This window comes from Pseudomonas sp. AP3_22 TE3818 (assembly GCF_053628995.1).
Genome location: NZ_JBRJHL010000001.1, coordinates 4,590,071 through 4,613,862, shown reverse-complemented (window position 1 = coordinate 4,613,862; position 23,792 = coordinate 4,590,071). Strand labels below are relative to the sequence as shown.

The 23,792-nt window shown below is 60.6% G+C and carries 23 protein-coding genes and 2 pseudogenes; 8 read left to right on the top strand and 17 right to left on the bottom strand.

Features of this window, described 5'->3' with window-relative positions:
- Positions 1 to 32 precede the first annotated feature (32 nt).
- A complete protein-coding gene (locus AB7M25_RS20995) occupies positions 33 to 830 on the bottom strand; it encodes a substrate-binding periplasmic protein (RefSeq protein WP_429381446.1) in 798 nt (265 codons plus the stop codon).
- A 125-nt stretch (positions 831 to 955) separates the two neighbouring features.
- On the opposite strand from AB7M25_RS20995, the gene dnaX reads away from it, so the two are divergent.
- The 5 genes from dnaX (at position 956) to AB7M25_RS20970 (ending at position 6,718) form a co-directional block, all read left to right on the top strand.
- Positions 956 to 3,037, top strand: coding sequence for a DNA polymerase III subunit gamma/tau (gene dnaX, locus AB7M25_RS20990; RefSeq protein WP_429516758.1), 2,082 nt, complete (start codon positions 956 to 958; stop codon positions 3,035 to 3,037).
- Positions 3,038 to 3,105: 68 nt separating this feature from the next.
- Positions 3,106 to 3,444: a YbaB/EbfC family nucleoid-associated protein gene (locus AB7M25_RS20985; RefSeq protein WP_007995811.1), complete on the top strand. Its 339-nt coding sequence runs from the start codon at positions 3,106 to 3,108 to the stop codon at positions 3,442 to 3,444.
- A gap of 240 nt (positions 3,445 to 3,684) precedes the next feature.
- The gene (locus AB7M25_RS20980; RefSeq protein ID WP_428604824.1) at positions 3,685 to 4,719 is read left to right on the top strand and encodes an NADP-dependent oxidoreductase; all 1,035 of its coding nucleotides are present in this window, start codon (positions 3,685 to 3,687) and stop codon (positions 4,717 to 4,719) included.
- Positions 4,720 to 4,798: 79 nt separating this feature from the next.
- A complete protein-coding gene (gene recR, locus AB7M25_RS20975; RefSeq protein WP_008050204.1) occupies positions 4,799 to 5,401 on the top strand; it encodes a recombination mediator RecR in 603 nt (200 codons plus the stop codon).
- Positions 5,402 to 5,569: 168 nt separating this feature from the next.
- Positions 5,570 to 6,718: an acyl-CoA dehydrogenase family protein gene (locus AB7M25_RS20970; protein ID WP_454237962.1), complete on the top strand. Its 1,149-nt coding sequence runs from the start codon at positions 5,570 to 5,572 to the stop codon at positions 6,716 to 6,718.
- 148 nt (positions 6,719 to 6,866) lie between these two features.
- Here the strand turns inward: AB7M25_RS20970 and AB7M25_RS20965 are convergent, their stop codons facing one another.
- The 8 genes from AB7M25_RS20965 to ccoG form a co-directional block, all read right to left on the bottom strand.
- Positions 6,867 to 7,415, bottom strand: coding sequence for an adenine phosphoribosyltransferase (locus tag AB7M25_RS20965; protein WP_015095998.1), 549 nt, complete (start codon positions 7,413 to 7,415; stop codon positions 6,867 to 6,869).
- 80 nt (positions 7,416 to 7,495) lie between these two features.
- Entirely contained in the window at positions 7,496 to 8,230 is a 735-nt protein-coding gene (gene fnr, locus AB7M25_RS20960; protein ID WP_095965197.1) for a fumarate/nitrate reduction transcriptional regulator Fnr, read from the bottom strand.
- Positions 8,231 to 8,320: 90 nt separating this feature from the next.
- Complete coding sequence (gene hemN, locus AB7M25_RS20955; RefSeq protein WP_429381762.1) at positions 8,321 to 9,703, bottom strand: oxygen-independent coproporphyrinogen III oxidase; 1,383 nt, start codon at positions 9,701 to 9,703, stop codon at positions 8,321 to 8,323.
- Positions 9,704 to 9,910: 207 nt separating this feature from the next.
- Positions 9,911 to 10,594 carry a sulfite exporter TauE/SafE family protein gene (locus tag AB7M25_RS20950; RefSeq protein WP_429516754.1) on the bottom strand — a complete coding sequence of 228 codons (684 nt, stop codon included), beginning with the start codon at positions 10,592 to 10,594 and terminating at the stop codon, positions 9,911 to 9,913.
- Complete coding sequence (ccoS, locus tag AB7M25_RS20945) at positions 10,587 to 10,805, bottom strand: cbb3-type cytochrome oxidase assembly protein CcoS (protein WP_007971444.1); 219 nt, start codon at positions 10,803 to 10,805, stop codon at positions 10,587 to 10,589. The genes AB7M25_RS20950 and ccoS overlap by 8 nt, the downstream gene beginning before the upstream one ends.
- Before the next feature lie 22 nt (positions 10,806 to 10,827).
- Positions 10,828 to 13,278 (bottom strand): heavy metal translocating P-type ATPase, encoded by a 2,451-nt coding sequence (locus tag AB7M25_RS20940; protein WP_454237961.1) that lies wholly within the window; start codon positions 13,276 to 13,278, stop codon positions 10,828 to 10,830.
- Between the two features lie 107 nt (positions 13,279 to 13,385).
- Positions 13,386 to 13,925: a FixH family protein gene (locus AB7M25_RS20935; RefSeq protein WP_429516753.1), complete on the bottom strand. Its 540-nt coding sequence runs from the start codon at positions 13,923 to 13,925 to the stop codon at positions 13,386 to 13,388.
- Between the two features lie 11 nt (positions 13,926 to 13,936).
- The gene (gene ccoG, locus AB7M25_RS20930) at positions 13,937 to 15,352 is read right to left on the bottom strand and encodes a cytochrome c oxidase accessory protein CcoG (RefSeq protein WP_454237960.1); all 1,416 of its coding nucleotides are present in this window, start codon (positions 15,350 to 15,352) and stop codon (positions 13,937 to 13,939) included.
- 445 nt (positions 15,353 to 15,797) lie between these two features.
- Here ccoG and AB7M25_RS20925 point away from each other — a divergent pair, with 445 nt between their 5' ends.
- Positions 15,798 to 16,802 carry a metallophosphoesterase gene (locus AB7M25_RS20925; RefSeq protein ID WP_454237959.1) on the top strand — a complete coding sequence of 335 codons (1,005 nt, stop codon included), beginning with the start codon at positions 15,798 to 15,800 and terminating at the stop codon, positions 16,800 to 16,802.
- A gap of 95 nt (positions 16,803 to 16,897) precedes the next feature.
- Here AB7M25_RS20925 and AB7M25_RS20920 read toward each other — a convergent pair.
- Positions 16,898 to 16,975: pseudogene (locus tag AB7M25_RS20920) on the bottom strand (outer membrane lipoprotein carrier protein LolA); the annotation flags it as partial.
- A gap of 220 nt (positions 16,976 to 17,195) precedes the next feature.
- Positions 17,196 to 17,273, bottom strand: a pseudogene (locus AB7M25_RS20915) (outer membrane lipoprotein carrier protein LolA); the annotation flags it as partial.
- A gap of 224 nt (positions 17,274 to 17,497) precedes the next feature.
- On the opposite strand from AB7M25_RS20915, the gene AB7M25_RS20910 reads away from it, so the two are divergent.
- The gene (locus AB7M25_RS20910; RefSeq protein WP_007981026.1) at positions 17,498 to 17,806 is read left to right on the top strand and encodes a transposase; all 309 of its coding nucleotides are present in this window, start codon (positions 17,498 to 17,500) and stop codon (positions 17,804 to 17,806) included.
- Entirely contained in the window at positions 17,803 to 18,645 is an 843-nt protein-coding gene (locus tag AB7M25_RS20905; RefSeq protein ID WP_429561740.1) for an IS3 family transposase, read from the top strand. The genes AB7M25_RS20910 and AB7M25_RS20905 overlap by 4 nt, the downstream gene beginning before the upstream one ends.
- Positions 18,646 to 18,938: 293 nt before the next feature.
- Here the strand turns inward: AB7M25_RS20905 and ccoP (AB7M25_RS20900) are convergent, their stop codons facing one another.
- The 6 genes from ccoP (AB7M25_RS20900) to AB7M25_RS20875 all read right to left on the bottom strand — a co-directional run bounded on the left by ccoP (AB7M25_RS20900) (position 18,939) and on the right by AB7M25_RS20875 (position 23,790).
- Complete coding sequence (ccoP, locus tag AB7M25_RS20900; RefSeq protein WP_429381468.1) at positions 18,939 to 19,922, bottom strand: cytochrome-c oxidase, cbb3-type subunit III; 984 nt, start codon at positions 19,920 to 19,922, stop codon at positions 18,939 to 18,941.
- Complete coding sequence (locus AB7M25_RS20895; protein WP_003175465.1) at positions 19,919 to 20,104, bottom strand: CcoQ/FixQ family Cbb3-type cytochrome c oxidase assembly chaperone; 186 nt, start codon at positions 20,102 to 20,104, stop codon at positions 19,919 to 19,921. The genes ccoP (AB7M25_RS20900) and AB7M25_RS20895 overlap by 4 nt, the downstream gene beginning before the upstream one ends.
- Positions 20,105 to 20,109: 5 nt before the next feature.
- A complete protein-coding gene (ccoO, locus tag AB7M25_RS20890) occupies positions 20,110 to 20,718 on the bottom strand; it encodes a cytochrome-c oxidase, cbb3-type subunit II (RefSeq protein ID WP_011333287.1) in 609 nt (202 codons plus the stop codon).
- Positions 20,718 to 22,160: a cytochrome-c oxidase, cbb3-type subunit I gene (gene ccoN, locus AB7M25_RS20885; protein ID WP_007987240.1), complete on the bottom strand. Its 1,443-nt coding sequence runs from the start codon at positions 22,158 to 22,160 to the stop codon at positions 20,718 to 20,720. The genes ccoO and ccoN overlap by 1 nt, the downstream gene beginning before the upstream one ends.
- 482 nt (positions 22,161 to 22,642) lie before the next feature.
- Positions 22,643 to 23,596 (bottom strand): cytochrome-c oxidase, cbb3-type subunit III, encoded by a 954-nt coding sequence (gene ccoP, locus AB7M25_RS20880; protein ID WP_454237958.1) that lies wholly within the window; start codon positions 23,594 to 23,596, stop codon positions 22,643 to 22,645.
- A complete protein-coding gene (locus tag AB7M25_RS20875) occupies positions 23,593 to 23,790 on the bottom strand; it encodes a cbb3-type cytochrome oxidase subunit 3 (protein WP_429381473.1) in 198 nt (65 codons plus the stop codon). The genes ccoP (AB7M25_RS20880) and AB7M25_RS20875 overlap by 4 nt, the downstream gene beginning before the upstream one ends.
- Positions 23,791 to 23,792: the final 2 nt, after the last annotated feature.

The window sequence follows — 23,792 nt, the reverse complement described above, 5'->3', positions numbered from 1 at the left end:
TCTCGCGTTATCTTCTTGAATACAGACTATCGCTAGCTGCCAGGATCTTCTCCGGGGCGGTTTTTCGTCGTTTGCGCTTTATCCACAGCCGTCGGCTCGCCACCGATATACAGCCGAACAATTTCATCGATCTCCCCGGACATCTTCATCCGCACCAGGGTGCGCAGAATGCTCTGCACCGGGACCTGTGGGTCGTTGCGAACGTAGCAGCCGAGACGGTTTTCCTGCAGCACTGCCACGCTTTGCAGTTGCTGCTCCGGCAGCAGGCGGTGATTGAACCAGTCCAGGCTCCATTGATTGCTGACGGCATAGCGATTGCGGCCGGCCAGGAGTTTTTCCAGCACTTGTTCCTGATTGCGTGCGTCGTCGCGTTGCAGTTGGCCGCTGTCGAACAGCGGCTGCAGGGTCGGGTAGCTATAGCCCAGCACGGTGCCAATGGGCTGTTGTGGCAAGTCGGCGGGTTTGACTGCGTCGGGCGGCGCATGCCGGCTGATCAACACGTCAGGTTGAGTGAAGAGCGGGATGCTCCAGAGATATTCGTCAGGTTGCTCGGGCAGCCACGATTGCGCGGCATAACAGCGGACATCGACCTCGCCTTGCTCCATGGCGCTTTGTATGCGCCTGCGGGGCAATACGTGGAATTCGGCCGGTACGCCGACCTGGGTCGCAAGGCTGAGCATCATGTCATACAGGATGCCCTGGGTCGGTTTGCCCCGCTCAAGCTGCACCATGGGCATGCTCCAGCTGTCGGTTATCACGAAGCGCAGCGGTGCTGGCGCCGCCGCCACGTCCAGGCTGATCAACAGCAATGCCCCCAAGGCCAGCCGCATAAACACTCCGTTAAATGCCCCCCCGATGTGCAGCTTAGCCACAATACACGAGCGCACCGGATGCAATTTGTGCCTTGCTCCGCTAGCATTAGCCGCTTCTGCTTCCTTCGCTGCGACGGTTTTCGATGAGTTATCAGGTTCTTGCACGTAAATGGCGTCCGCGCTCGTTCCGCGAAATGGTCGGCCAGACCCATGTGCTCAAGGCTCTGATCAATGCCTTGGACAGCCAGCGGCTGCACCACGCCTACCTCTTCACCGGTACCCGTGGGGTCGGCAAGACCACCATCGCGCGGATCATTGCCAAATGCCTTAACTGTGAGACAGGTATCACTTCGTCCCCCTGTGGCGAGTGTTCGGTGTGTCGCGAAATCGACGAAGGCCGCTTTGTCGACTTGATCGAGATCGACGCCGCGAGCCGCACCAAGGTCGAAGATACCCGCGAATTGCTCGACAACGTGCAGTACGCCCCGAGCCGTGGGCGCTTCAAGGTCTACCTGATCGACGAAGTGCACATGCTCTCCAGCCATTCCTTCAACGCGCTGCTCAAAACCCTCGAGGAGCCGCCACCCTACGTCAAGTTCATCCTGGCGACCACTGATCCGCAGAAACTTCCGGCAACGATTCTGTCGCGGTGCCTGCAGTTCTCCCTGAAGAACATGACGCCGGAACGGGTTGTCGAGCACTTGACCCATGTGCTGGGTGTCGAGAACGTGCCGTTCGAGGACGATGCACTGTGGTTGTTGGGCCGTGCTGCCGACGGTTCGATGCGTGATGCCATGAGCCTGACCGACCAGGCGATTGCCTTCGGTGAAGGCAAGGTCCTGGCCGCCGATGTGCGGGCGATGCTCGGGACCCTCGATCACGGGCAGGTCTACGACGTCCTGCATGCGCTGATCGAAGGCGATGCCAAGGCGTTGCTCGAAGCCGTCCGCCACCTGGCCGAACAAGGCCCGGACTGGAATGGCGTGCTCTCGGAAATTCTCAATGTGCTGCACCGTGTTGCCATCGCCCAGGCCTTGCCGGAAGGTGTCGATAACGGTCACGGCGACCGTGATCGCGTGCTGGCACTGGCCCAGGCCTTGCCGGCCGAAGACGTGCAGTTCTACTACCAGATGGGCCTGATCGGTCGCCGCGACTTGCCGCTGGCGCCGGATCCCCGGGGTGGTTTTGAAATGGTGTTGCTGCGGATGCTGGCGTTCCGGCCCGCAGACACCGCGGATGCCCCGAGGCAACCGCTAAAGCCAGTGGGGATCAGCCAGGCCACAGTTGATTCCGCAAACTCAGTGGCTGCCGCGCAGGTCGTTGCGCCGGTAGCCGCTGCGGCCGTTGCACCGATAGCGGCTGCGCCAGTGGCGGCTCCTGCGCCAGCAGCGGAACCGGTGGCGCCGGTCGTTGCGCCAGAACCTGCGCCTGTGCCTGTGGTTGAAGCGTCCGTGGTCGAAGAGGTGGTCGACCTGCCGTGGAATGACCCGGTCGCGCCTGCTCCCGTTCAGCAGCCGGCGGTGGAGCCGGTGCTGGAAACCGCCAGCGAACAACCCGAATTACCGCCGATGCCGTTGCCGACGCCGGACAGCGTGGTGCCGGATGCCCCGGAGTGGGCCGCCGCGCCGATCCCGGAGCCTTCGGTGGCCGACGTCGATGCCGCAACGCCGGGCATGGACCTGGATGACGAGCCGCCGCTGGACGAGGATTACATCGAGCCGGACATGGATTCGGCCTACAGTTACCTCGACGAACTGGCCAGCGAGCATGCCGCCGACCCGGCTCCGGAGCCCGAGCCTGAGCCCGCGGCAATGCCGGCCACCGGTCTGGCGCTGCAATGGCTGGAGCTGTTCCCGAAATTGCCGATTTCCGGCATGACCGGCAGCATCGCCGCCAACTGCACGCTGATCGCGGTGGATGGCGACAATTGGCTGATGCACCTGGACCCGGCCCACAGTGCCTTGTTCAACGCCACTCAGCAGCGTCGCCTCAACGATGCGCTGAACCAGTATCACCAGCGCACGCTGACCCTGAGCATCGAGCTGATCAAGCCCGAGCAGGAAACCCCGGCACAAGCGGCGTCTCGTCGTCGTGCCAACCGTCAGCGCGAGGCGGAGGAATCGATCCACGGCGATCCGTTCATCCAGCAAATGATGCAGCAGTTCGGTGCAGTGGTTCGTAACGATACTATTGAACCTGTCGACGCCCTGGTCACTCAGGGCTAATAACTGAAGGCGCTCGGCTACATTCCGCCGGGCGCTGTTTTGATCCAAGTACTTTTGAGGTGATTACCATGATGAAAGGTGGCATGGCCGGCCTGATGAAGCAGGCACAGCAGATGCAGGAAAAAATGGCCAAGATGCAAGAAGAGCTGGCCAACGCCGAAGTCACCGGTAAGGCCGGTGGCGATATGGTCACCGTGGTGATGACCGGTCGTCATGACGTCAAGAGCGTGACCATCGACCCGAGCCTGGTCGAAGGCATGAGCGAAGACGACAAGGAAATGCTGGAAGCGGTCATCGCATCCGCGGTCAACGATGCCGTGCGCAAGATCGAAGCCAACAGTCAGGAAAAAATGGGCAGCATGACCGCCGGCATGCAACTGCCGCCGGGCATGAAACTGCCATTCTGATTCGCCTTCAGGCGGCAGATGAGCTACAAAAAATGCCAGGCATTGCGCCTGGCATTTTTTTTGGCTGACAGATGTGTGGTGTCGGTGAAATTGCCATCGCTGGCAAGCCAGCTCCCTGTAGGAGCTGGCTTGCCAGCGATGGCTTCACTACGGTCCAACTGAATAAACATCGAACGCCATACCGCCACAAAGGTCTGCTCCCTATATCACCGAACCCCATCGATCACAGGAGACGCCGCCATGTCCGACCCCATGACCCTCAATCAACGCATTGTCCTGGCTTCACGCCCGGTCGGTGCGCCAACGCCGGAAAACTTCCGCATGGAGCGGGTGGCGTTGCCGGAACTGGCCGACGGTCAGGTGCTGCTCAAGACCGTTTTCCTGTCGCTGGATCCCTACATGCGCGGACGCATGAGCGACGCTCCGTCCTACGCGGCACCGGTGGAAATCGGCGAAGTCATGACCGGGGGCGCGGTCAGCCGGGTCGAGCGCTCGCTCAATCCGAAGTTTCAGGAGGGTGACCTGGTGGTCGGTGCCACCGGTTGGCAAAGCCACAGCATCAATGACGGGCGCAGCATCATCCCGGTGCCGTCGGGATTGCCCAGTGCATCGATGGCCCTCGGGGTGCTGGGAATGCCGGGCATGACCGCGTACATGGGCCTGATGGACATCGGCCAGCCCCAGGCCGGCGAAACCCTGGTGGTTGCAGCGGCCTCCGGCGCGGTGGGGTCGGTGGTCGGCCAGGTGGCGAAGATCAAGGGATTGCGCGTGGTCGGCGTGGCTGGCGGGGCGGACAAATGCCGTTATGTGGTCGACGAGTTGGGCTTCGACGCCTGCATCGACCACAAGAGTCCGGACTTTGCCGATGAGCTGGCCAAGGCCTGCGGCAAGGGCATCGACATCTACTATGAGAACGTCGGCGGCAAGGTCTTCGACGCCGTGGTGCCGTTGCTCAATCCCAAGGCACGGATTCCACTGTGCGGCCTGATTGCCTCCTATAACGCCCATGAAGCGCCGAGCGGGCCGGATCGCCTGCCCCTGTTGCAGCGCACCCTGTTGACCAAGCGGGTGCGCATCCAGGGCTTCATCGTGTTCGATGACTATGGTGATCGCCAGCCGGAATTTCTCAGCGCCATGGCGCCCTGGGTGCGCGATGGCAAAGTGAAATTCCGCGAAGACGTGGTCGATGGCCTGGAACAGGCTCCCGATGCGTTCATCGGCATGCTGGAGGGGCGCAACTTCGGCAAACTGGTGGTTCGGGTTTCCCCGGACTGAGTAATTGACGCTGCAATTTGACGCTCAACCGAGGCGCGGGTATAAACCGCGTCTCGTTGTTTTGTCGGACTTTTCCACCATGAGCTTCAGCCCTTTGATTCGCCAACTGATCGACGCCCTGCGAATTTTGCCAGGCGTGGGGCAGAAAACCGCCCAGCGCATGGCGTTGCAGTTGCTCGAGCGTGACCGCAGCGGCGGCTCGCGCCTGGCGCTGGCCCTGAGCCAGGCCATGGAAGGGGTCGGTCACTGCCGCTTGTGCCGTACGCTGACTGAAGATGATCTGTGCCCGCAATGCGCCGATACCCGTCGCGACGACACCTTGCTCTGCGTGGTGGAAGGCCCGATGGACGTCTATGCGGTGGAGCAGACCGGTTTCCGCGGGCGCTACTTCGTGCTCAAGGGGCATCTGTCGCCGCTCGACGGTCTGGGGCCGGAAGCCATCGGCATCCCGCAATTGATGGCGCGGATCGAAGAGGCTGGCACGTTCGCCGAAGTCATCCTGGCGACCAACCCGACCGTGGAAGGTGAAGCCACAGCGCATTACATCGCCCAGTTGCTCAGCAGCAAAGGCCTGATCGCCTCGCGTATCGCCCATGGCGTGCCGCTCGGTGGTGAACTGGAACTGGTGGATGGCGGCACGCTGGCGCATTCGTTTGCCGGGCGTAAGCCGATTTCTCTGTAATGCGGTGTCTTGGCTGACGCCATCGCTGGCAAGCCAGCTCCTACAGTGATGGTTGCACCCCTGTAGGGGCCGGCTTGCCGGCGATGCAGGCGACGCGGTTTCACAATCCTGTTGAAAACCAAGCAAGCGCTCGGTTAACTTCACTGACCCCTTCAGTGGAGCTCGCCGATGCCTGCCTTTCAGGAATACTTCGACCCCAGCCACCAATTGGTCCGTGACAGCGTCAGACGTTTCGTCGAACGCGAGATTCTTCCTGATATCGAGCAGTGGGAAGAAGCCGAAAGCTTTCCGCGCGAGCTCTACCTCAAGGCCGGCGCAGCGGGGATTCTCGGCATTGGGTACCCGCAGGCTTACGGAGGCAGCCATGAAGGGGATCTGTTCGCGAAGGTTGCCGCCAGTGAAGAGTTGATGCGCTGCGGCTCAGGCGGGCTGGTTGCCGGCCTGGGGTCGCTGGATATCGGTTTGCCGCCCATTCTCAAGTGGGCACGACCCGAAGTGCGGGATCGTGTGCTGCCCCAGGTGTTGTCGGGAGAGAAAATCAGCGCCCTGGCCGTCACCGAGCCCGGCGGCGGCTCCGATGTCGCCAACCTGCAAACCCGCGCCGTGCGTGATGGCGACTTTTACCGGGTCAATGGCAGCAAAACCTTTATCACCAGTGGTGTGCGTGCGGATTTTTATACCGTCGCGGTGCGTACCGGTGAGCCGGGCTTCTCCGGCATCAGCCTGTTGCTGATCGAAAAGGGTACGCCCGGTTTCACCGTAGGACGGCAACTGAAGAAAATGGGCTGGTGGGCGTCAGACACGGCCGAACTGTTCTTTGATGATTGTCCGGTGCCTGCGGGAAATCTGATCGGCGCCGAGAACATGGGCTTTGCCTGCATCATGGGCAATTTCCAGAGCGAACGTCTGGCCCTGGCACTCATGGCCAACATGACTGCACAGCTGGCGCTGGAGGAGAGCCTGAAGTGGGCGCGCCAGCGCGAAGCCTTTGGCAAACCGATCGGCAAGTTTCAGGTGATCAAGCATCGCCTCGCCGAGATGGCGACCGCGCTGGAGGTGTCCCGGGAATTCACTTACCGCCAGGCGGCAAAGATGGCGGCGGGGCAGAGCGTGATCAAGGAAATTTCCATGGCCAAGAATTTTGCGACGGATACCGCAGACCGGATAGTGACCGATGCGGTGCAGATACTCGGTGGGCTGGGATACATGCGCGAGAGCCTGGTGGAGCGGCTGTACCGCGACAACCGGATTTTGTCGATTGGCGGCGGGACGCGGGAAGTGATGAACGAGATCATCAGCAAGCAGATGGGGCTCTGAGCCGAGCTTGAATTCAGTGGTGTTGCCGCTGACGCCATCGCGGGCAAGCCCGCTCCCACAGGGGATCATGGGTAGACACACATTGTGTTTACTACAGAGATCACTGTGGGAGCGGGCTTGCCCGCGATGGCGCCGGGACAGGCGCCGCTTACATGTCAGTCAACGCAAACTGCGTCAGGCAGAACGTCGGAATGCCCATGTCTTCCAGGCGCTGCGAGCCACCCAGCTCCGGCAGGTCGATGATCGCCGCCGCTTCATGCACCCGCGCGCCCATGCGGCGGATCAGGTTGGCGGCGGCAATCAGGGTGCCGCCGGTCGCGATCAGGTCATCGAACATCACCACCGAGTCACCTTCGCACAGGCTGTCGGCGTGCACTTCCAGGAAGGCTTCGCCGTATTCGGTCGCATAGCCCTCGGCCAGCACGTCAGCCGGCAGTTTGCCTTGCTTGCGGAACAGCACCAGCGGCTTGTTCAACTGATAGGCCAGTACCGAACCGATCAGGAAGCCACGGGCGTCCATCGCGCCGATGTGGGTGAAGTCAGCCTCGACGTAACGGTGGGCGAAGCTGTCCATCACCAGGCGCAGGGCCTTGGGCGACTGGAACAGCGGGGTGATGTCGCGAAAGATCACGCCCGGTTTCGGAAAGTCGATGACAGGGCGGATGAGGGATTTGATGTCGAAGGAGTCGAAGACCATCGTCTAGGTGTCCTGGCAGGGCTGCAAACGACGCAGTATAACGGCGGCTGAACCGTTTCGCTCAGCCGCAACGTTTTGTTTCAGCCTTCCAGTGAACCACCGGCCAGGGCGCACAGCTGGATCGGGTCGATAATCCGGATTTCCTTGCCTTCTGCCGCAATCAGCTCGTTTTGCTGGAAGCGGGTAAAGACCCGGGACACGGTTTCCACCGCCAGGCCCAGGTAGTTGCCGATTTCGTTGCGCGACATGCTCAGGCGGAACTGATTGGCGGAAAACCCCCGGGCGCGGAAACGTGCCGACAGGTTGACCAGGAAGGTGGCGATGCGTTCGTCCGCGGTCTTTTTCGACAGCAGCAGCATCATCTGCTGGTCGTCACGGATTTCGCGGCTCATCACCCGCATCAACTGACGGCGCAACTGCGGCAGTTGCAGGGCCAGTTCGTCGAGGCGTTCGAAAGGAATTTCACACACCGAGGTGGTTTCCAGGGCTTGTGCCGACACCGGGTGTTTTTCGGTGTCCATGCCTGACAGGCCGACCAGTTCGCTGGGCAGGTGGAAGCCGGTGAGCTGTTCTTCACCGCTGTCGCTCAGGCTGAAGGTCTTGAGGGCGCCGGAACGGACGGCGTAGACAGAATCGAAGGTATCGCCCTGGCGAAACAGAAACTCGCCCTTTTTCAGCGGCCGGCCGCGCTTGACGATTTCGTCCAGCGCATCCATGTCTTCCAGATTCAGCGAAAGTGGCAGGCAAAGAGGGGCCAGGCTGCAATCCTTGCAATGGGCTTGACTATGAGCGCGCTGTTTTACTGGCTCGGACATTTCTTCAATCCTTGTGGGAATTCACACATAAGACGTAAGGGTAACCCACCATAGGAGATCGAGGCCAGTCTGGGGCGCTAGCTTGCAGAATTAGATCACCCGCGAAAATCGCTGGCGGCTGTGTTGTTCCAGGTACGCGTCGAACACCATGCACACCGAACGCACCAACAGTCGCCCGGCGGGCAGGATGGTGATCCTGTCGCGATCGAGTTCGAGCAGCCCGTCTTTGGCCATGCCTTGCAACTGAGGCCAGAGTTCGCCGAAGTAGCCCTGGAAGTCGATGTTGAAGGCCTGTTCGATGTCGGAGAATTCCAGGCTGAAGTTGCAGATCAATTGCTGAATGACCGCGCGCCGCAGCCGGTCATCGGCATTGCACAGCAGGCCGCGGCTGGTGGCCAGTTGCATTGAGGCCAGGGTGTTCTGATAGTGGTTCAGGTCGCTGCTGTTCTGGCAGTAGAGGTCGCCGATCTGGCTGATTGCCGAGACGCCGAGGCCGATCAGATCGCAATGACCGTGGGTGGTGTAGCCCTGGAAATTGCGTTGCAGGGTCGATTCTTCCTGGGCGATCGCCAGCTCGTCGTCGGGCAGGGCGAAGTGGTCCATGCCGATGTAGCGGTAACCGGCGCTGAGCAGTTGCTCGATGGTGCGCTGCAGCATTTCCAGTTTCTGCGCGGGTGTCGGCAGTTCATTGCTGTTGATGCGCCGCTGGGGCAGGAAGCGCTCCGGCAGGTGGGCGTAGTTGAACACTGATAGCCTGTCGGGTTGCAGGCGGATGACTTCATCGACGGTGCGGGCGAAGTTATCCGGCGTCTGTCTCGGCAGGCCGTAGATCAGGTCGATATTGATCGAGCGAAACTGCAAGGTGCGGGCGGCGTCGATCACCGCGCGGGTTTCCTCCAGGCTTTGCAGGCGATTGACCGCTCGCTGCACCGCCGGGTCGAGGTCCTGCAGGCCGATGCTGACCCGATTGAAGCCCAGTTCGCGCAGCAGTCCCATGGTTGACCAATCGGCCTCGCGGGGGTCGATTTCGATGCCGTAGTCGCCGGAATCGTCGTCCAGCAAATTGAAGTGTTTGCGCAAGTGCGCCATCAACTGGCGCAGTTCATCGTGGCTGAGAAAGGTCGGCGTGCCGCCACCGAAGTGCAGTTGCTCGACTTTCTGGGCGGGGTCGAGGTGGCAGGCGATCAACTGGATTTCCTGTTCCAGGCGCTGCAAATACGGCTGCGCCCGGCCGCGATCCTTGGTGATGACCTTGTTGCAGGCGCAGTAGTAGCAAATGTTCGCGCAGAACGGCACGTGCACGTACAGGGACAATGGGCGTTGGGCCTTGCGGCTGTCGCGCAGGGCATGGAACAGGTCGAAGGTGCCGACCTGGCTGTTGAATTGCACGGCGGTCGGGTACGAGGTGTAGCGGGGTCCCGCCAGGTCATAACGGCGGATCAGATCAGTGTCCCAACGAATGGCGTCGAGCATCATGCGGGCATTCCCCGAATAGGCTGGCAGTGTCGGCCACTTTAGGCGAGGTCGGGATTGGGCATCTTGATTTGCATCAAGAGTCAAGAATTGTGGTGTCTATGCTGGCCTCTTCGCGAGCAAGTCGGATCGCCGCACCGCCGCTCCCACAGGGAAACGCATTCCAGATGTGGGAGCGGGCTTGCTCGCGAAGGGCGCGCCGCCGATCTAGTGCCCCATCAACCAATGCTGATGCGGCCCCGGCAGTGTCCAGAGGCCAAACAACATCACCAGCAAGCCACCCGCCATGCGCACACTGCGCTTGCGCAACACCGCGGTGACGCGCTCGGCAGCCAGGCCTGTCGCCAGCAATACCGGCCAGGTGCCCAGCCCGAACGCAAGCATCAACAATGCACTGTCCAGCGCGTTGCCCTGGCTGGCCGCCCATAGCAAAGTGCTGTAAACCAGGCCGCACGGCAGCCAGCCCCAGAGCGCACCCAGCAGCAGTGCGCGCGGAACGCTCGATACCGGCAGCAACCGGTTGGCGACTGGCTGGATGTGCCGCCACAAGCCTCGACCGAGGCTTTCGATACGGGTCAGGCCGCTCCACCAGCCGGCCAGGTACAGGCCCATGGCAATCAGCAGCAAGCCGGCGAGGACACGCAGGAACATCGCTGCCGGGCTGCTGGCCACGGCCCATCCGGCCAGGCCGATCAACAAGCCCGCGCAGGCATAACTGAGAATCCGCCCCAGGTTGTAGGCCAGCAGCAGGCGAAAGCGACGGCTGCGTTGCTCCTTGGGAATCGCCAGGGTCAGCGCGCCCATCAAGCCGCCGCACATGCCCAGGCAATGGCCGCCGCCGAGCAAGCCGAGGATCACCGCCGACACCAGCAGTGGCGCCAGTTCAAGCATGGGGCGGGGCCTTGTCTTGCGGCTTGGCCGGTTGGCCGCTGGCCTCATCGACGGCGGCGGTGTGGTTCGGGTCCTGGTCGTCGAACAGGATGCTGTGGGCCGGGCCGTCGAGGTCGTCGTACTGCCCGCTGTCGACCGCCCAGAAGAAGATATAGACGGCGATGGCCACGATCAGCAGCGCAGCGGGAATCATCACGTAAAGAGCTGGCATCTGGACTCCATGCCCGCGCGGCTCAGGCCGGCAGCGGGCGGGTTTCTGGCGGGGTGTCGAGGGCGCGCTCGCTCGGCATCCGAGTCAGGCGCAGCGCGTTCAGCACCACGGTCAACGAACTGATCGACATGCCTACCGCCGCCCAGACCGGAGTGATCCAACCAAGGGCGGCGAAGGGCAACATGAGGCCATTGTACAACCCGGCCCACAACAGGTTCTCGATAATGACCCGACGGGTGCGCCGCGCCAGGCTGAAGGCTTGCACCAGCGCGTCGAGGCGGTTGGACAGCAGCACCGCATCGGCACTGGTTTTCGCCAGATCAGTGGCCGAACCCATGGCGACGCTGATATCCGCCGCCGCCAGCACCGGCACGTCATTGACCCCGTCACCCAGCATCAACACCTTGCGGCCTTCCTTGTGCAGTTGTTGCAGGACTTGCAGTTTGTCATCCGGGCGCAAGCCGCCGCGGGCTTCATCGATGTCCAGTTCTGCCGCCACGCTGGCGACCATCGGCGAGCTGTCGCCGGACAACAACAGGGTGCGCCAGCCCCGCGCCCTGCACGCGGCCAGCAAGGCCGGCGCATCGGCACGCAAGCGATCATCGAGGACGAGCCAGGCCAAGGGCCCCTGGCTGTCGCCGAGCAGCAGCCATTGGCCGGCTTCTTCGGGCATCGGCGGCGCCTTGGCACCACTGAGTTCACAGACGAAGCGCCGCTGGCCGATGCGCAGGCGTCGCCCTTCAACCAGCCCCTCCAGGCCAAGACCCGGTGTGCTGTGGACTTCTTCGGCCGCCATCGGTGCACGACCGAATGCACGGGCGATGGGGTGTTCGGAGCGGTTTTCCAGGGCGGCGGCGAGGCCCAGGCATTGGTCGCTGTCGAGGGCGCCGAGGGGGCGGATCGAGCGCAACGCCAGTCGGCCTTCGGTGAGGGTGCCGGTCTTGTCGAAAATCACCGTGTCGATCTGGTTCAGGCCTTCCAGCACATGACCGCGGGTCAGCAGCAGGCCAAGTTTGTGCAAAGTGCCGGTGGCCGCAGTGAGGGCGGTCGGCGTCGCCAGCGACAAGGCGCACGGGCAGGTCGCCACGAGCATCGCCAGTACGATCCAGAAGGCTCGCGAGGCGTCCAGTTGCCACCACAGCAGGCCAATGGCCGCAGCGGCAATCAGCGACAACAGCAGGAACCATTGCGCGGCGCGGTCGGCGATTTCCGCCAGGCGCGGCTTTTCGGCCTGGGCACGCTCGAGCAGGCGAACGATGGCCGAGAGGCGCGTGTCCTGGCCCAGGGCCTGGACCTCGACGGTCAGTGCGCCTTCGACGTTCAGGGTACCGGCGGTGACCGCATCGCCGAGGGTGCGAGGGTGCGGCAGGTATTCGCCGGTCAGCAGCGACTCGTCGATACTCGATTGGCCGTCGAGGATCTTGCCGTCGGCCGGGAGAATGGCGCCTGGATGAACCAGTACTTGATCACCGATGCGCAGTTCGCTGAGCAAAATGCGTTCGCTCTGGCCTTCAGGCGTCAAGCGCAAGCACGAGGCGGGCAACAGATTCACCAGCTGCGCGGTGGCGGCGGCCGTGCGCTCGCGGGCGCGCCGTTCCAGATAACGCCCGGCCAGCAGGAACAGGGCAAACATGCCGACGGCATCGAAATACAGTTCGCCGACCCCGCTGATCGAGGTCCAGATCCCGGCAACGTAGGCGCTGCCGATGGCCAGCGACACGGAAACGTCCATGGTCAGGTGGCGGGTGCGCAGATCGCGCATGGCGCCTTTGAAAAATGGCGCGCAGCTGTAGAACACGATCGGGGTGGTGAGGAACAGCGCGACCCAGCGCAGGATGGTGTGCAGTTCTGGACTGAGGTCGATGTTGAATTCAGGCCAGGTGGCCATGGTCGCCATCATCGCCTGGAACCACAGCAATCCGGCGACGCCAAGCTGGCGCAGGGCCAGGCGGTTTTCGCTGGCCAGTTGTTCGCTGGCGCGGTCGGCCTGATAGGGGTGTGCGGCGTACCCGATGTGGCGCAGCTCGCTGAGGACCTGGCTCAGGGGTAATTGCGCGTCGCTCCAGCGCACGTGCAGGCGATGGTTGGACAGGTTCAGGCGCGCTTCGGCCACCGCCGGCAAGGTGCGCAGGTGTTTCTCGATCAACCACCCGCAGGCGGCGCAGCTGATGCCTTCCATCAACAGTGTGGTTTCGGCCATTTCGCCTTCGTGGCGAACAAAGGGCTGCTGCACATCGGCGCGGTCGTAAAGTGCAAGTTCGTCGACCAGTTGTACCGGCAGCGCCTCGGGGTTGGCCGAGGCTTCGCTGCGGTGCTGGTAATAGCTGTCCAGGCCGCCGGCGACGATGGCCTCGGCCACGGCCTGGCAACCCGGGCAGCAGAACTCGCGGGACTCCCCGAGTACGACGGCGGTGAAGCGACTGCCGGCCGGGACGGGCAGGGCGCAGTGGTAGCAGGGGAGTGGGGTGGTCATGGCTGATCTATGGCGTCTGAGTGGGCCTCATCGCCGGCAAGCCGGCTCCTACAAAGCTCGCGTGATTCCGTAGGAGCCGGCTTGCCGGCGATGCGCGAAGCGCTTGTTTATTTCTTCAGGTCTTCGGCGCCTTGCAGAGGCTCATCACCGAGCAGCAGATCCTTGTCATGGTTGACCAGTTCTTCTTCGAACATGCGCCAGATATGGTCGTCCTGGGTGCCGAGCAATTCGACAAAACGCCGGCCTTCGATCTTGTCGCTCAATTGGCCGATGTAGCGACCCTGCTCGGTTTCACTGCGGGTCAAGGTGATCTTGCGATCCTTTTCCGGCTGGGTCGGCGAGATCAGGTTCAGCTCCAGGGTTTTCGGATGGCTGTCGCCGCTCAGGCGCAGGTCAACTTCGCCGGTCACGTCATCGAGATGAACGCTGGCGCGCATTTTCAGGTTCTGGGCCAGCAGCTCACGGTCGAGGGAGCGGTTGATGCCTTTGCCGGCCTCGTAGTAGTTGTCGTTGACCAGGTTGTCCGGGTTTTTCACCGCGATGGTCACCATGGACAAGGTCAGCATCACCGAGCAGGCCAGGATCCCGATGATGATCCACGGCCAGAGGTGCTTGTACCAGGGGCTTGCGGCATTTGCTGCGGGCATGTTCTGTTCTCTCAACGATTTTGTGGGCCGATGAACCGGCTCTTGGCTTCAATGTGGACGCTGTCGTCATCGGCATCCTTGAGGATGAATTTCACCTCGTTGGTGCTCGACGGCAGTTTTTCCGGCGCGACGGACAGCTCGGCAGGCTGGCTGACGATCTCGCCGGCCGCGACCTTGATCTCGCGCCGGCCCTGCAATTTGAGATCCGGAAGGCCGGAGGCTTCGAGCAGGTAGGTATGGTCGCGCTGGTCCTTGTTCATGATTTTCAGGCTGTACACGTTTTCTATCCGGCCTTCGGCGTTCTCGCGGTACAGCACGCGGTCCTTGCTGACATCGAAACCCACCAGCGCACGCATGAAAAACGCGGTCACCAGCAAGCTGATCATCGCCAGCAGTACCACGGCATAGCCGATCAGGCGTGGACGCAGTTTATGGGTTTTCTGCCCGGACAGGTTGTGCTCGGTGGTGTAGCTGATCAGCCCGCGCGGGTATTCCATTTTGTCCATGATGGCGTCGCAGGCATCGATGCAGGCAGCGCAGCCGATGCATTCGATTTGCAGGCCGTCGCGGATGTCGATACCGGTCGGGCAGACCTGGACGCACATGGTGCAGTCGATGCAGTCACCCAGGCCCTGGGCCTTGTAATCGATGCCTTTCTTGCGCGGGCCACGGCCTTCGCCGCGGCGCGGGTCGTAGGACACGATCAGGGTGTCCTTGTCGAACATCACGCTCTGGAAGCGCGCGTACGGGCACATGTAGATGCACACCTGTTCGCGCAACCAGCCGGCGTTGCCGTAAGTGGCGAGGGTGAAGAAACCGACCCAGAAGTAAGACCAGCCATCCGCCTGACCGGTGAAGAAGTCGAACACCAGTTCGCGTATCGGCGAGAAGTAACCGACGAAGGTCATGCCGGTGACGAAACCGATCAACAGCCACAGGCTGTGCTTGCTGAACTTGCGCAGGAACTTGTTGGTGCTCATCGGCGCCTTGTCGAGCTTGATGCGCTGGTTGCGATCACCTTCGGTGACCTTTTCGCACCACATGAAGATCCAGGTCCAGACGCTTTGCGGGCAGGTATAACCGCACCAGACCCGTCCGGCGTACACCGTGATGAAGAACAGGCCGAACGCGGCGATGATCAGCATGCCGGACAGCAGGATGAAGTCCTGGGGCCAGAAGGTGGCGCCGAAAATGAAAAACTTGCGCTCCGGCAGGTTCCACCAGACCGCCTGATGACCGCCCCAGTCCAGCCACACCGTACCGAAATACAGCAGGAACAACAGGGCACCGCCAGTTATCCGCAGGTTGCGGAACAGGCCGGTGAAGGCGCGGGTGTAGATTTTTTCCCTGGAGGCGTAGAGGTCGACGCTGTTGTTCGCGTTCTTGGTGGGTGGCGTGACGTCGTGTACCGGAATCTGGTTGCTCATCATTGCATCCCACGGCAGTGGAAAAGTGCCTCGGTCAGTACGTGCCGACCGCGGTCAAAAAGGGGTGTTGCAGTGGCGCAATGATACGCCTGTCGCTCTAGCCTGCGGGTGCGACCTTTGGTCGCGTTGGGTAAAAATCATGAATGGTGTAGCGAATGTAACAAAACGTGATCTGAGTCAATTGACTTGTGAAGTATGGACGGTTTTCAGCAAGGCCGCGCGCAATCGTTGACGATGCCGTGGCGTGAGTTGTTGCGGTTAGTGTGAATAATCAGTTCGTATCGGCGAGGGTGCGGATATCAGTGGGTTGATGCGCGGGAAATATCTTAACTTAACTGTTCTGCTTTGATTGTTTGATGTTTTGTTTTCTGTCTAATAGTTTAAGGGTTGGGTGCGGATAAGTTTTATTCGTGCGTTATTCAATCTATGGATGGAAGTTATTTCTATGTTTTTTCATGAAAGTATCAAGGCTTTTGCCTGTCTGTTGTTGTTCTCGGCATCTACTGTTGTGCATGCGATTGAAGGGATGCCTCGTCATATGGTGTTTGCGTCTGATCCTCAATATCCATGGACGGAAAAATCCGATAGTGACGAGCCTGAGTCCGCTGCGGATTTTGAAAAACGTTCCAAGTGGCTGGTGGATAGCCAGTTCTCGAGCATTGCCGACTTCCGCATGAAGCATGGCGCGTCGTCGCAGGTGCCCCTGATGATCAATGGCGACATGACGGCATTCGGTCATGGGTGGCAGCGTACCTACATTAACTCGGTATTGAATAAATACTTTGGTGATGACTACCTGTACGGTCTGGGTAATCATGACTATCAAAATAATGTGGATGATTGTTTTAGTAATAGCTGCGCTGCAGGCAGTATCGTGGAGTTCAAAGAGCATCACCAGGGTAAAGTCGATGAGTTTGACCTGGATGTAGTGGGTGGAGCGCTAAGCAGGTTGTATACGGGTAGTCTCGCTTACTCGAAAAATATAGGTGAGGTTCATATGGTTCAACTCAATAATGAGCCGACCTACAGTGTCCGCATCTCTCATCCGTTGAACCCGACGACATTCGAAATTACCAGTTCGCTCGACTGGCTGGAGAAAGATCTCAAGGCAGCCCGGGTTCAGGGCTATGCGATCATCATCAACATGCACAAGCCGGACGGCATGATGGGGGACTGGGAGCAAGTAAAACGTTTCCAGGAAATGGTCGCCAAGTATGAGGTCACGGCCATCTTTGCGGGTCACTACCATCAGGATGGAGGGCAGGTCTCCAGTCTGAATGGTGTGCCGATGTTTCTCAGTGGTGGCGCTTCCCAGGAGACTTATCTGATTGCCAGCTTTTCCGAGGATCGCAAGCAACTGGATGTCAGTCTGGTGAAGAACAACGATTGGCAGGCGCGTCAGTTGATCCGGACGGTGCCCGTGAAATCGATTTTTGCCAGCCGACCATAAAAAGGGTTCTTCACGGAATCCCGGGGGAACACGTGCACCATCAAACAACGAGGCCCGAGCGCATACGGCCATGGATGGCCGATGGCGGCGGGCTCTGTAGGAGCGAGCTTGCTCGCGAAAAACCTGAGAGCACCGCGGGGTGTCAGGCTCCCCGCATCATCGTTGACCGCCATCGCGAGCAAGCTCGCTCCTACAGGTATCGGTGTTCCCCCGGAATCCGGGGGAACACCGATAACGAAATATCTGTAGGAGCGAGCTTACTCGCGAAAAACCTGAGAGCACCGCGGGCTGTCAGGCTCCCCGCATCATCGTTGACCGCCATCGCGAGCAAGCTCGCTCCTACAGTTATCGGTGTTCCCCCGGAATCCGGGGGAACACCGATAACGAAATATCTGTAGGAGCGAGCTTACTCGCGAAAAATCTGAGAGCACCGCGGGCTGTCAGGCTCCCCGCATCATCGTTGACCGCCATCGCGAGCAAGCTCGCTCCTACAGGTATCGGTGTTCCCCGCAATCCGGGGGAACACCGATAACGAAATATCTGTAGGAGCGAGCTTGCTCGCGAAAAACCTGAGAGCACCGCGGGCTGTCAGGCTCCCCGCATCATCGTTGACCGCCATCGCGAGCAAGCTGAACTGGCCTAATGATCCCGGACACCTCTTAAGGGCGATATGATTCGTCCAATCAGGAGGTTCCATGCAAGAACGAAAGACCTACACCCGCGAGTTCAAGCAACGTGCTGCGAGCATGGTTCTTGATGACAACTGCTCAATTACTGATGTCTGTGCGTCGATGGATGTCGGCCCTACGGCTCTGCGCCGCTGGGTTGATCAGGTTCGCAAAGAGCGTCAGAAAGGCCAGCCACTAGCCGGTACCAAGGCCATCAGCGACGAACAGCGAGAGCTCCAACAGCTGCGAGCCAAGGTCAAGCGTCTGGAGACCGAGGCTGAAATCTTAAAAAAGGCTACGGCTCTCTTGATGTCGGATCCCGATCGTTTTTCCTGATCGAGGAGCTGAGGGAGTCAGGCTCGTATCCGACTAGCCTGCTTTGCAGTGCGCTGAACGTATCCCGTAGCGCGTTTTACGACTGGCTTCGCCGCCGTTCAGCGCCGAATACCAAGCGTGACGTGCTCAGAGCCAAAGTCGTGCAATTGCATATTGAAAGCCGGGGAAGCGTAGGCGCGAGAATGCTCTCTGAGCATTTGAAGGCCCAGCAGCTCAAGGTAGGACGGTATCTGGCCGGAAAACTCATGGAGGAGGCAAATCTGGCCAGCCGACAGCGCCGCAGGCATCAGTATCGCTCCAGAGGCGTCGAAGCTTTTGTGGTCAAGAACCTGCTCGAGCGCAACTTCGAGCCGACCTCAATAAACCAGGTCTGGTGCGGCGACGTTACCAGCTTGTTGGTCGCAAAGCGCTGGTACCACCTGGCAGTCGTGATTGATCTGTTCGCCCGCCGGATCGTTGGTTGGGCGTTTTCTCTGATCAATGACGCCAACCTGGTTAGCAGGGCGTTGAGAATGGCGGTGGGGGTTCGAGGCAAGCATACGGGCTTGATGTTTCATTCAGATCAAGGCTGCCAATACACCAGCCAGCGCTTCCAGTCCGAGCTGCTTGAGCACGGGATAACGCAAAGCATGAGCCGCAGAGGGCAATGCTGGGACAACGCTCCAACGGAGCGATTCTTTGGGACACTCAAGTCAGAGTGGGTACCCACCAAGGGCTACAAGGAAATTGAAGAAGCCAGGCGAGATATGACCAGCTTCTTCATGCGATACAACCGAATTAGGCTCCATAGCTACAACAAATACCTGTCGCCGATAGCCATGGAGCAGCAGGCGGCTTGATCACCGTAAATGGTGTCCGGCAAAACTTGACCAGAACAAGCTCGCTCCTACAGGTATCGGTGTTCCCCGCAATCCGGGGGAACACCGATAACGAAATATCTGTAGGAGCGAGCTTGCTCGCGAAAAACCTGAGAGCACCGCGGGGTGTCAGGCTCCCGGCATCATCGTTGATCTCCATCGCGAGCAAGCTCGGTCCTACAGGTATCGGTGTTCCCCGCAATTGCGTGAACAACCATAAAAAAAGCCGCGCCAGATGACTGGCGCGGCCTTTCCTGTTACCGAAAGCGCAGGTCTTACTGAGACTCGGCTTCCGGAGCTTTTTCACCGTGAGACAGGCTGTAGACGTAAGCGGCCAGCAGATGAACCTTGTCGTTACCTTGCAGTTGCTCTTGCGCAGGCATCTGGCCCTGACGGCCGTAACGGATGGTCTGCTGCAGTTGAGCGAAGCTCGAACCGTAGATGAACGCTGCCGGGTGAGTCAGGTTGGGGGCGCCCATCGCTGGCGTGCCTTTGCCTTCCGGACCGTGGCACGCCACGCAGTTGGCGGCGAACAGTTTCTGCCCGGCAGCCGGGTCGGCCTTGGCGCCTTCCGGCAGCTTGCGGCCATCGAGGTTGGTCACGACAAACGCGGCCACGTCGGCCACGCCTTGCTCGCCGATCACTTCAGCCCACGCCGGCATCACCGCATGACGGCCGCCCATGATGGTGGTCTTGATGGTTTCGGGCTCACCGCCCCAGCGCCAGTCGGCGTCGGTCAGGTTAGGGAAGCCATAGGCGCCCTTGGCGTCGGAACCGTGGCAAACCGAGCAGTTGGAGGCGAACAGTCGGCCACCCATCTTCAGGGCTTGCGGGTCCTTGGCCACTTCTTCGATTGGCATGGCCGCGAACTTGGCAAAGATCGGACCGAACTTGGCGTCCGACTTGGCCATTTCCTTTTCCCACTCGTGGACGCCGGTCCAGCCGGTCTGGCCGTTGGCGAAGGGGGTCTGCTTCTCGTTGTCGAGGTAGCCGTAACCCGGCAGCAGGCCTTTCCAGTTACCCAGGCCCGGATACAGCGCCAGGTAGCCCAGTGCGAAGATGATGGTGCCCACGAACAGCATGAACCACCATTTCGGCAGCGGGTTGTCGTACTCCTCGATCCCGTCGAAGGAGTGCCCGACCGTCTCGTCTGTCTGCTCGGTGCGCTGGCCCTTGCGGGTCGACAGCAGCAGCCAGGTCAGGGAAAAGATCGTACCGAGACTGAGGACTGTGACGTACAGACTCCAGAATGTAGTCATTCTTTGTTACTCCTAGAAGCTTGCTCGACGTGCTTGATGGCTTCGGGATCATCCGCGAAAGGCAGCAAGGTCGCGTCTTCAAACTCCGACTTGCGCTTGGGACTGAACACCCACAGTGCCAGTCCGATGAAGGCCACCATCACGACAACGGTGCCCAGGCCACGAATCATCCCGATATCCATCTAATTCACCGTTTGCTTTTGATGATGGTGCCCAGGCCTTGCAGATAGGCCACCAGCGCGTCCATTTCGGTTTTGCCCTTCACGGCATCCCTGGCGCCGGCGATGTCTTCGTCGGTGTAAGGGACGCCGAGCGTGCGCAACACTTCCATTTTCTTGGCGGTGTCTTTGCCGTCGAGCTTGTTTTCCACGAGGAACGGGTAGGCCGGCATTTTCGACTCAGGCACGACGTTGCGCGGGTTGTACAAGTGCGCACGCTGCCAGTCATCGGAGTAACGACCGCCGACACGGGCCAGGTCCGGACCGGTACGCTTGGAACCCCACAGGAACGGATGGTCCCAGACGCTTTCACCGGCGACCGAGTAGTGGCCATAGCGTTCGGTTTCAGCACGGAACGGACGGATCATCTGCGAGTGGCAGCCGACACAACCGTTGGCGATATAAACGTCCCGGCCTTCCAGTTCAAGGGCGGTGCGGGGCTTCATGCCCTCGACCGGCTTGTTGGTGACGTCCTGGAAAAACAGCGGAACGATCTGGGTCAGGCCGCCGACGCTGACGGCGATGACCATGAAGAAGGCCAGCAGGCCAATATTCTTCTCGACTGCTTCATGCTTCATCAGTGAGCTCCAACTACAACGATCTGTTCGGCGGCTTCGGCTTCAGCCGGGTTCGAGGCGCGTACGGTACGGAAGACGTTGTAGGCCATGAACAACATGCCGGTGGCGAAGAACGCACCGCCCAGGGCGCGAACGATGAAGCCCGGGTGGCTGGCTTGCAGCGCTTCGACGAACGAGTAGGTGAGGGTGCCGTCGTCGTTGATTGCACGCCACATCAGGCCCTGGGTGATGCCGTTGACCCACATCGAAGCGATGTAGAGCACGGTACCGATGGTCGCGAGCCAGAAGTGCGTGTTGATCAGGCCGGTGCTGTGCATCTGCGCACGACCGAACAGTTTCGGGATCATGTGGTAGATGGCGCCGATCGAGATCATCGCTACCCAGCCCAGGGCACCGGCGTGTACGTGGCCGATGGTCCAGTCGGTGTAGTGCGACAGCGAGTTGACGGTCTTGATGGCCATCATCGGGCCTTCGAAGGTCGACATGCCGTAGAACGCCAGCGACACCACCAGGAAACGCAGGATCGGGTCGGTGCGCAGCTTATGCCAGGCGCCCGACAGGGTCATCATGCCGTTGATCATGCCGCCCCAGCTCGGTGCCAGCAGGATGATCGACATCGCCATGCCCAGCGACTGAGCCCAGTCCGGCAGAGCGGTGTAGTGCAGGTGGTGGGGACCGGCCCAGATGTACAGGGTGATCAGCGCCCAGAAGTGCACGATCGACAGGCGATAGGAGTAGATCGGACGCTCGGCCTGTTTCGGCACGAAGTAGTACATCATGCCCAGGAAGCCGGTGGTCAGGAAGAAGCCCACGGCGTTGTGGCCGTACCACCACTGGATCATTGCGTCCGTCGCACCCGAGTAGGCCGAGTAGGACTTGAACAGGCTGACCGGCAGCGACATGTGGTTGACGATGTGCAACATCGCGGTCACGACGATGAAGGCGCCGTAGAACCAGTTACCCACATAGATGTGCTTGGTCTTGCGCTTGACGATGGTGCCGAAGAACACCAGACCGTAGGTGACCCAGACAATGGCCAGCAGAATAGCCAGGGGCCATTCCAGTTCCGCGTATTCCTTGGTGGTGGTGAAACCCATCGGCAAGGTAATGATCGCGCCGACGATCACCGCTTGCCATCCCCAGAAGGTGAAGGCAGCGAGGCTGTCGGAAATCAGTCGCGTTTGGCAGGTTCGCTGCACGACGTAATAAGAAGTGGCAAACAGTGCACATCCACCAAAGGCGAAAATCACCAGGTTGGTGTGCAACGGGCGTAAGCGTCCAAAAGTCGTCCACGGCAGACCGAAGTTCAATTCCGGCCATACGAGCTGTGAGGCGATGAAGACACCGAGCCCCATGCCAAGGATCCCCCAGACCACCGTCATGATGGCGAACTGGCGGACTACCTTATAGTTATAAGCAGTCGGACTGATTGCTGTGCTCATTCTAAGGTTCCACGGTTTGGGTGTTTTATTAGGATTAAAAATCGGCCGCAAGTATGGAGAAAGCAGGGGGTCATTGCAACGCGCCATGACCTGGGTCAATGCTTTCAAATGCTGATTCTGCGGCCTTTCCATGCGCCGCGTAGGGACAAAATTGCCCGCGGGCAAAACGTCCCGGCGGACTGATCAGGCGAGGGGGTCAGGTCGGATGTAACGAGGTGTGTTCAAACGCAACGTTTGGCTGACCGAAGGCAACTGGCTCGACAGCCGGTATCTACCAGCCTTTGCGGCCTGTCATCGGGCAGATTCGTCGAACACATCGTTCCGGGTCGACCTGGAACCGGCACCGGCCAGTCCGCTTCGGGGGAAGCTTAGACCTGAATCCGGGGAACCGAAAGGAAGAGTCAAAGAGGGTGCGACAATGCGTCGCAAAGGGGCAGGGAACTGCCGCATCCGGGAGAATGCGGCAGCAGAGCGGTCGGGATTTATTCGCGGATGTCTTCAGCCTGCAGGCGCTCGGTATTCAAACCGTGGGACAGGCTGTACACATACGCGGCCAGCAGTTGCACCTTGTCATTGCCGAGCAGTTCGTTCTGCGCCGGCATATGGCCCTGGCGACCATGCCGAATCGTCTGTTCAAGCTGCGTCAGGCTGGTGCCGTAAATGAAACCGGACGGGTGCGTCAGGTTCGGCGCGCCCATGGCTTCGGTGCCCTGGCCGTTCGCTCCATGACAGGCGACGCAGGTGGTGCTGAAGGCTTGTTGTCCAGCTTGCAGGTCCGCCTTGCTGCCTTCCGGCAAAGGCAGGCCGGCCAGATCATGACGCACAAAGGCGGCGACGTTTTTCACGCCTTCCTCCCCCAGGACTTCGCCCCAGGCCGGCATCATCGCCATCCGGCCACCCATGATGGTGGTCTTGATGGTTTCTGCGCTGGCACCCCAGCGCCAGTCGCTGTCGGTCAGGTTGGGGAAACCGTACGCACCCTTGGCATCCGAGCCATGGCACACCGAGCAGTTGGAGGCAAACAGGCGGCCGCCCATTTTCAGCGCTTGCGGGTCTTTGGCCACTTCTTCCACTGGCATTGCCGCAAATTTGGCGAAGATCGGCCCGAACTTGGCGTCAGCCCTGGCCATTTCCTTTTCCCACTCGTGGGCACCGGTCCAGCCATTTTCATAGCCGGGGAGGATACCTTTCCAGTTGCCCAGGCCCGGATAAAGGATCAGGTAGCCGACGGCGAACACCAGCGTGCCGGCGAACAGCATGAACCACCATTGCGGCAGCGGGTTGTCGTACTCCTCGATGCCATCGAAGCTGTGGCCCATGGTCTGGTCGACGCTGCCCTTGGTCTCGCCCTTACGGGTGCCGATCAGCAGCCAGGTCAGGCCGATCAGGCTGCCGATGGTCAGTACGCAGATCCACGTACTCCAGAAGGTGGTCATGGCCGGGTACTCCTTGTGGCTGAATCTTCGGTGATGTCGGGTTGTGGTTCGTCGGCGAACGGCAGCAGGCGCGCTTCGGCGAATGCCGGGCCGCGCTTGCCGTTGAACACCCACAGCGTCAGGCCGACGAAGGCCACGAACACCACGACCGTGCCCAGGCCGCGGATCATTCCAGTGCTCATTTCAACAACCATGG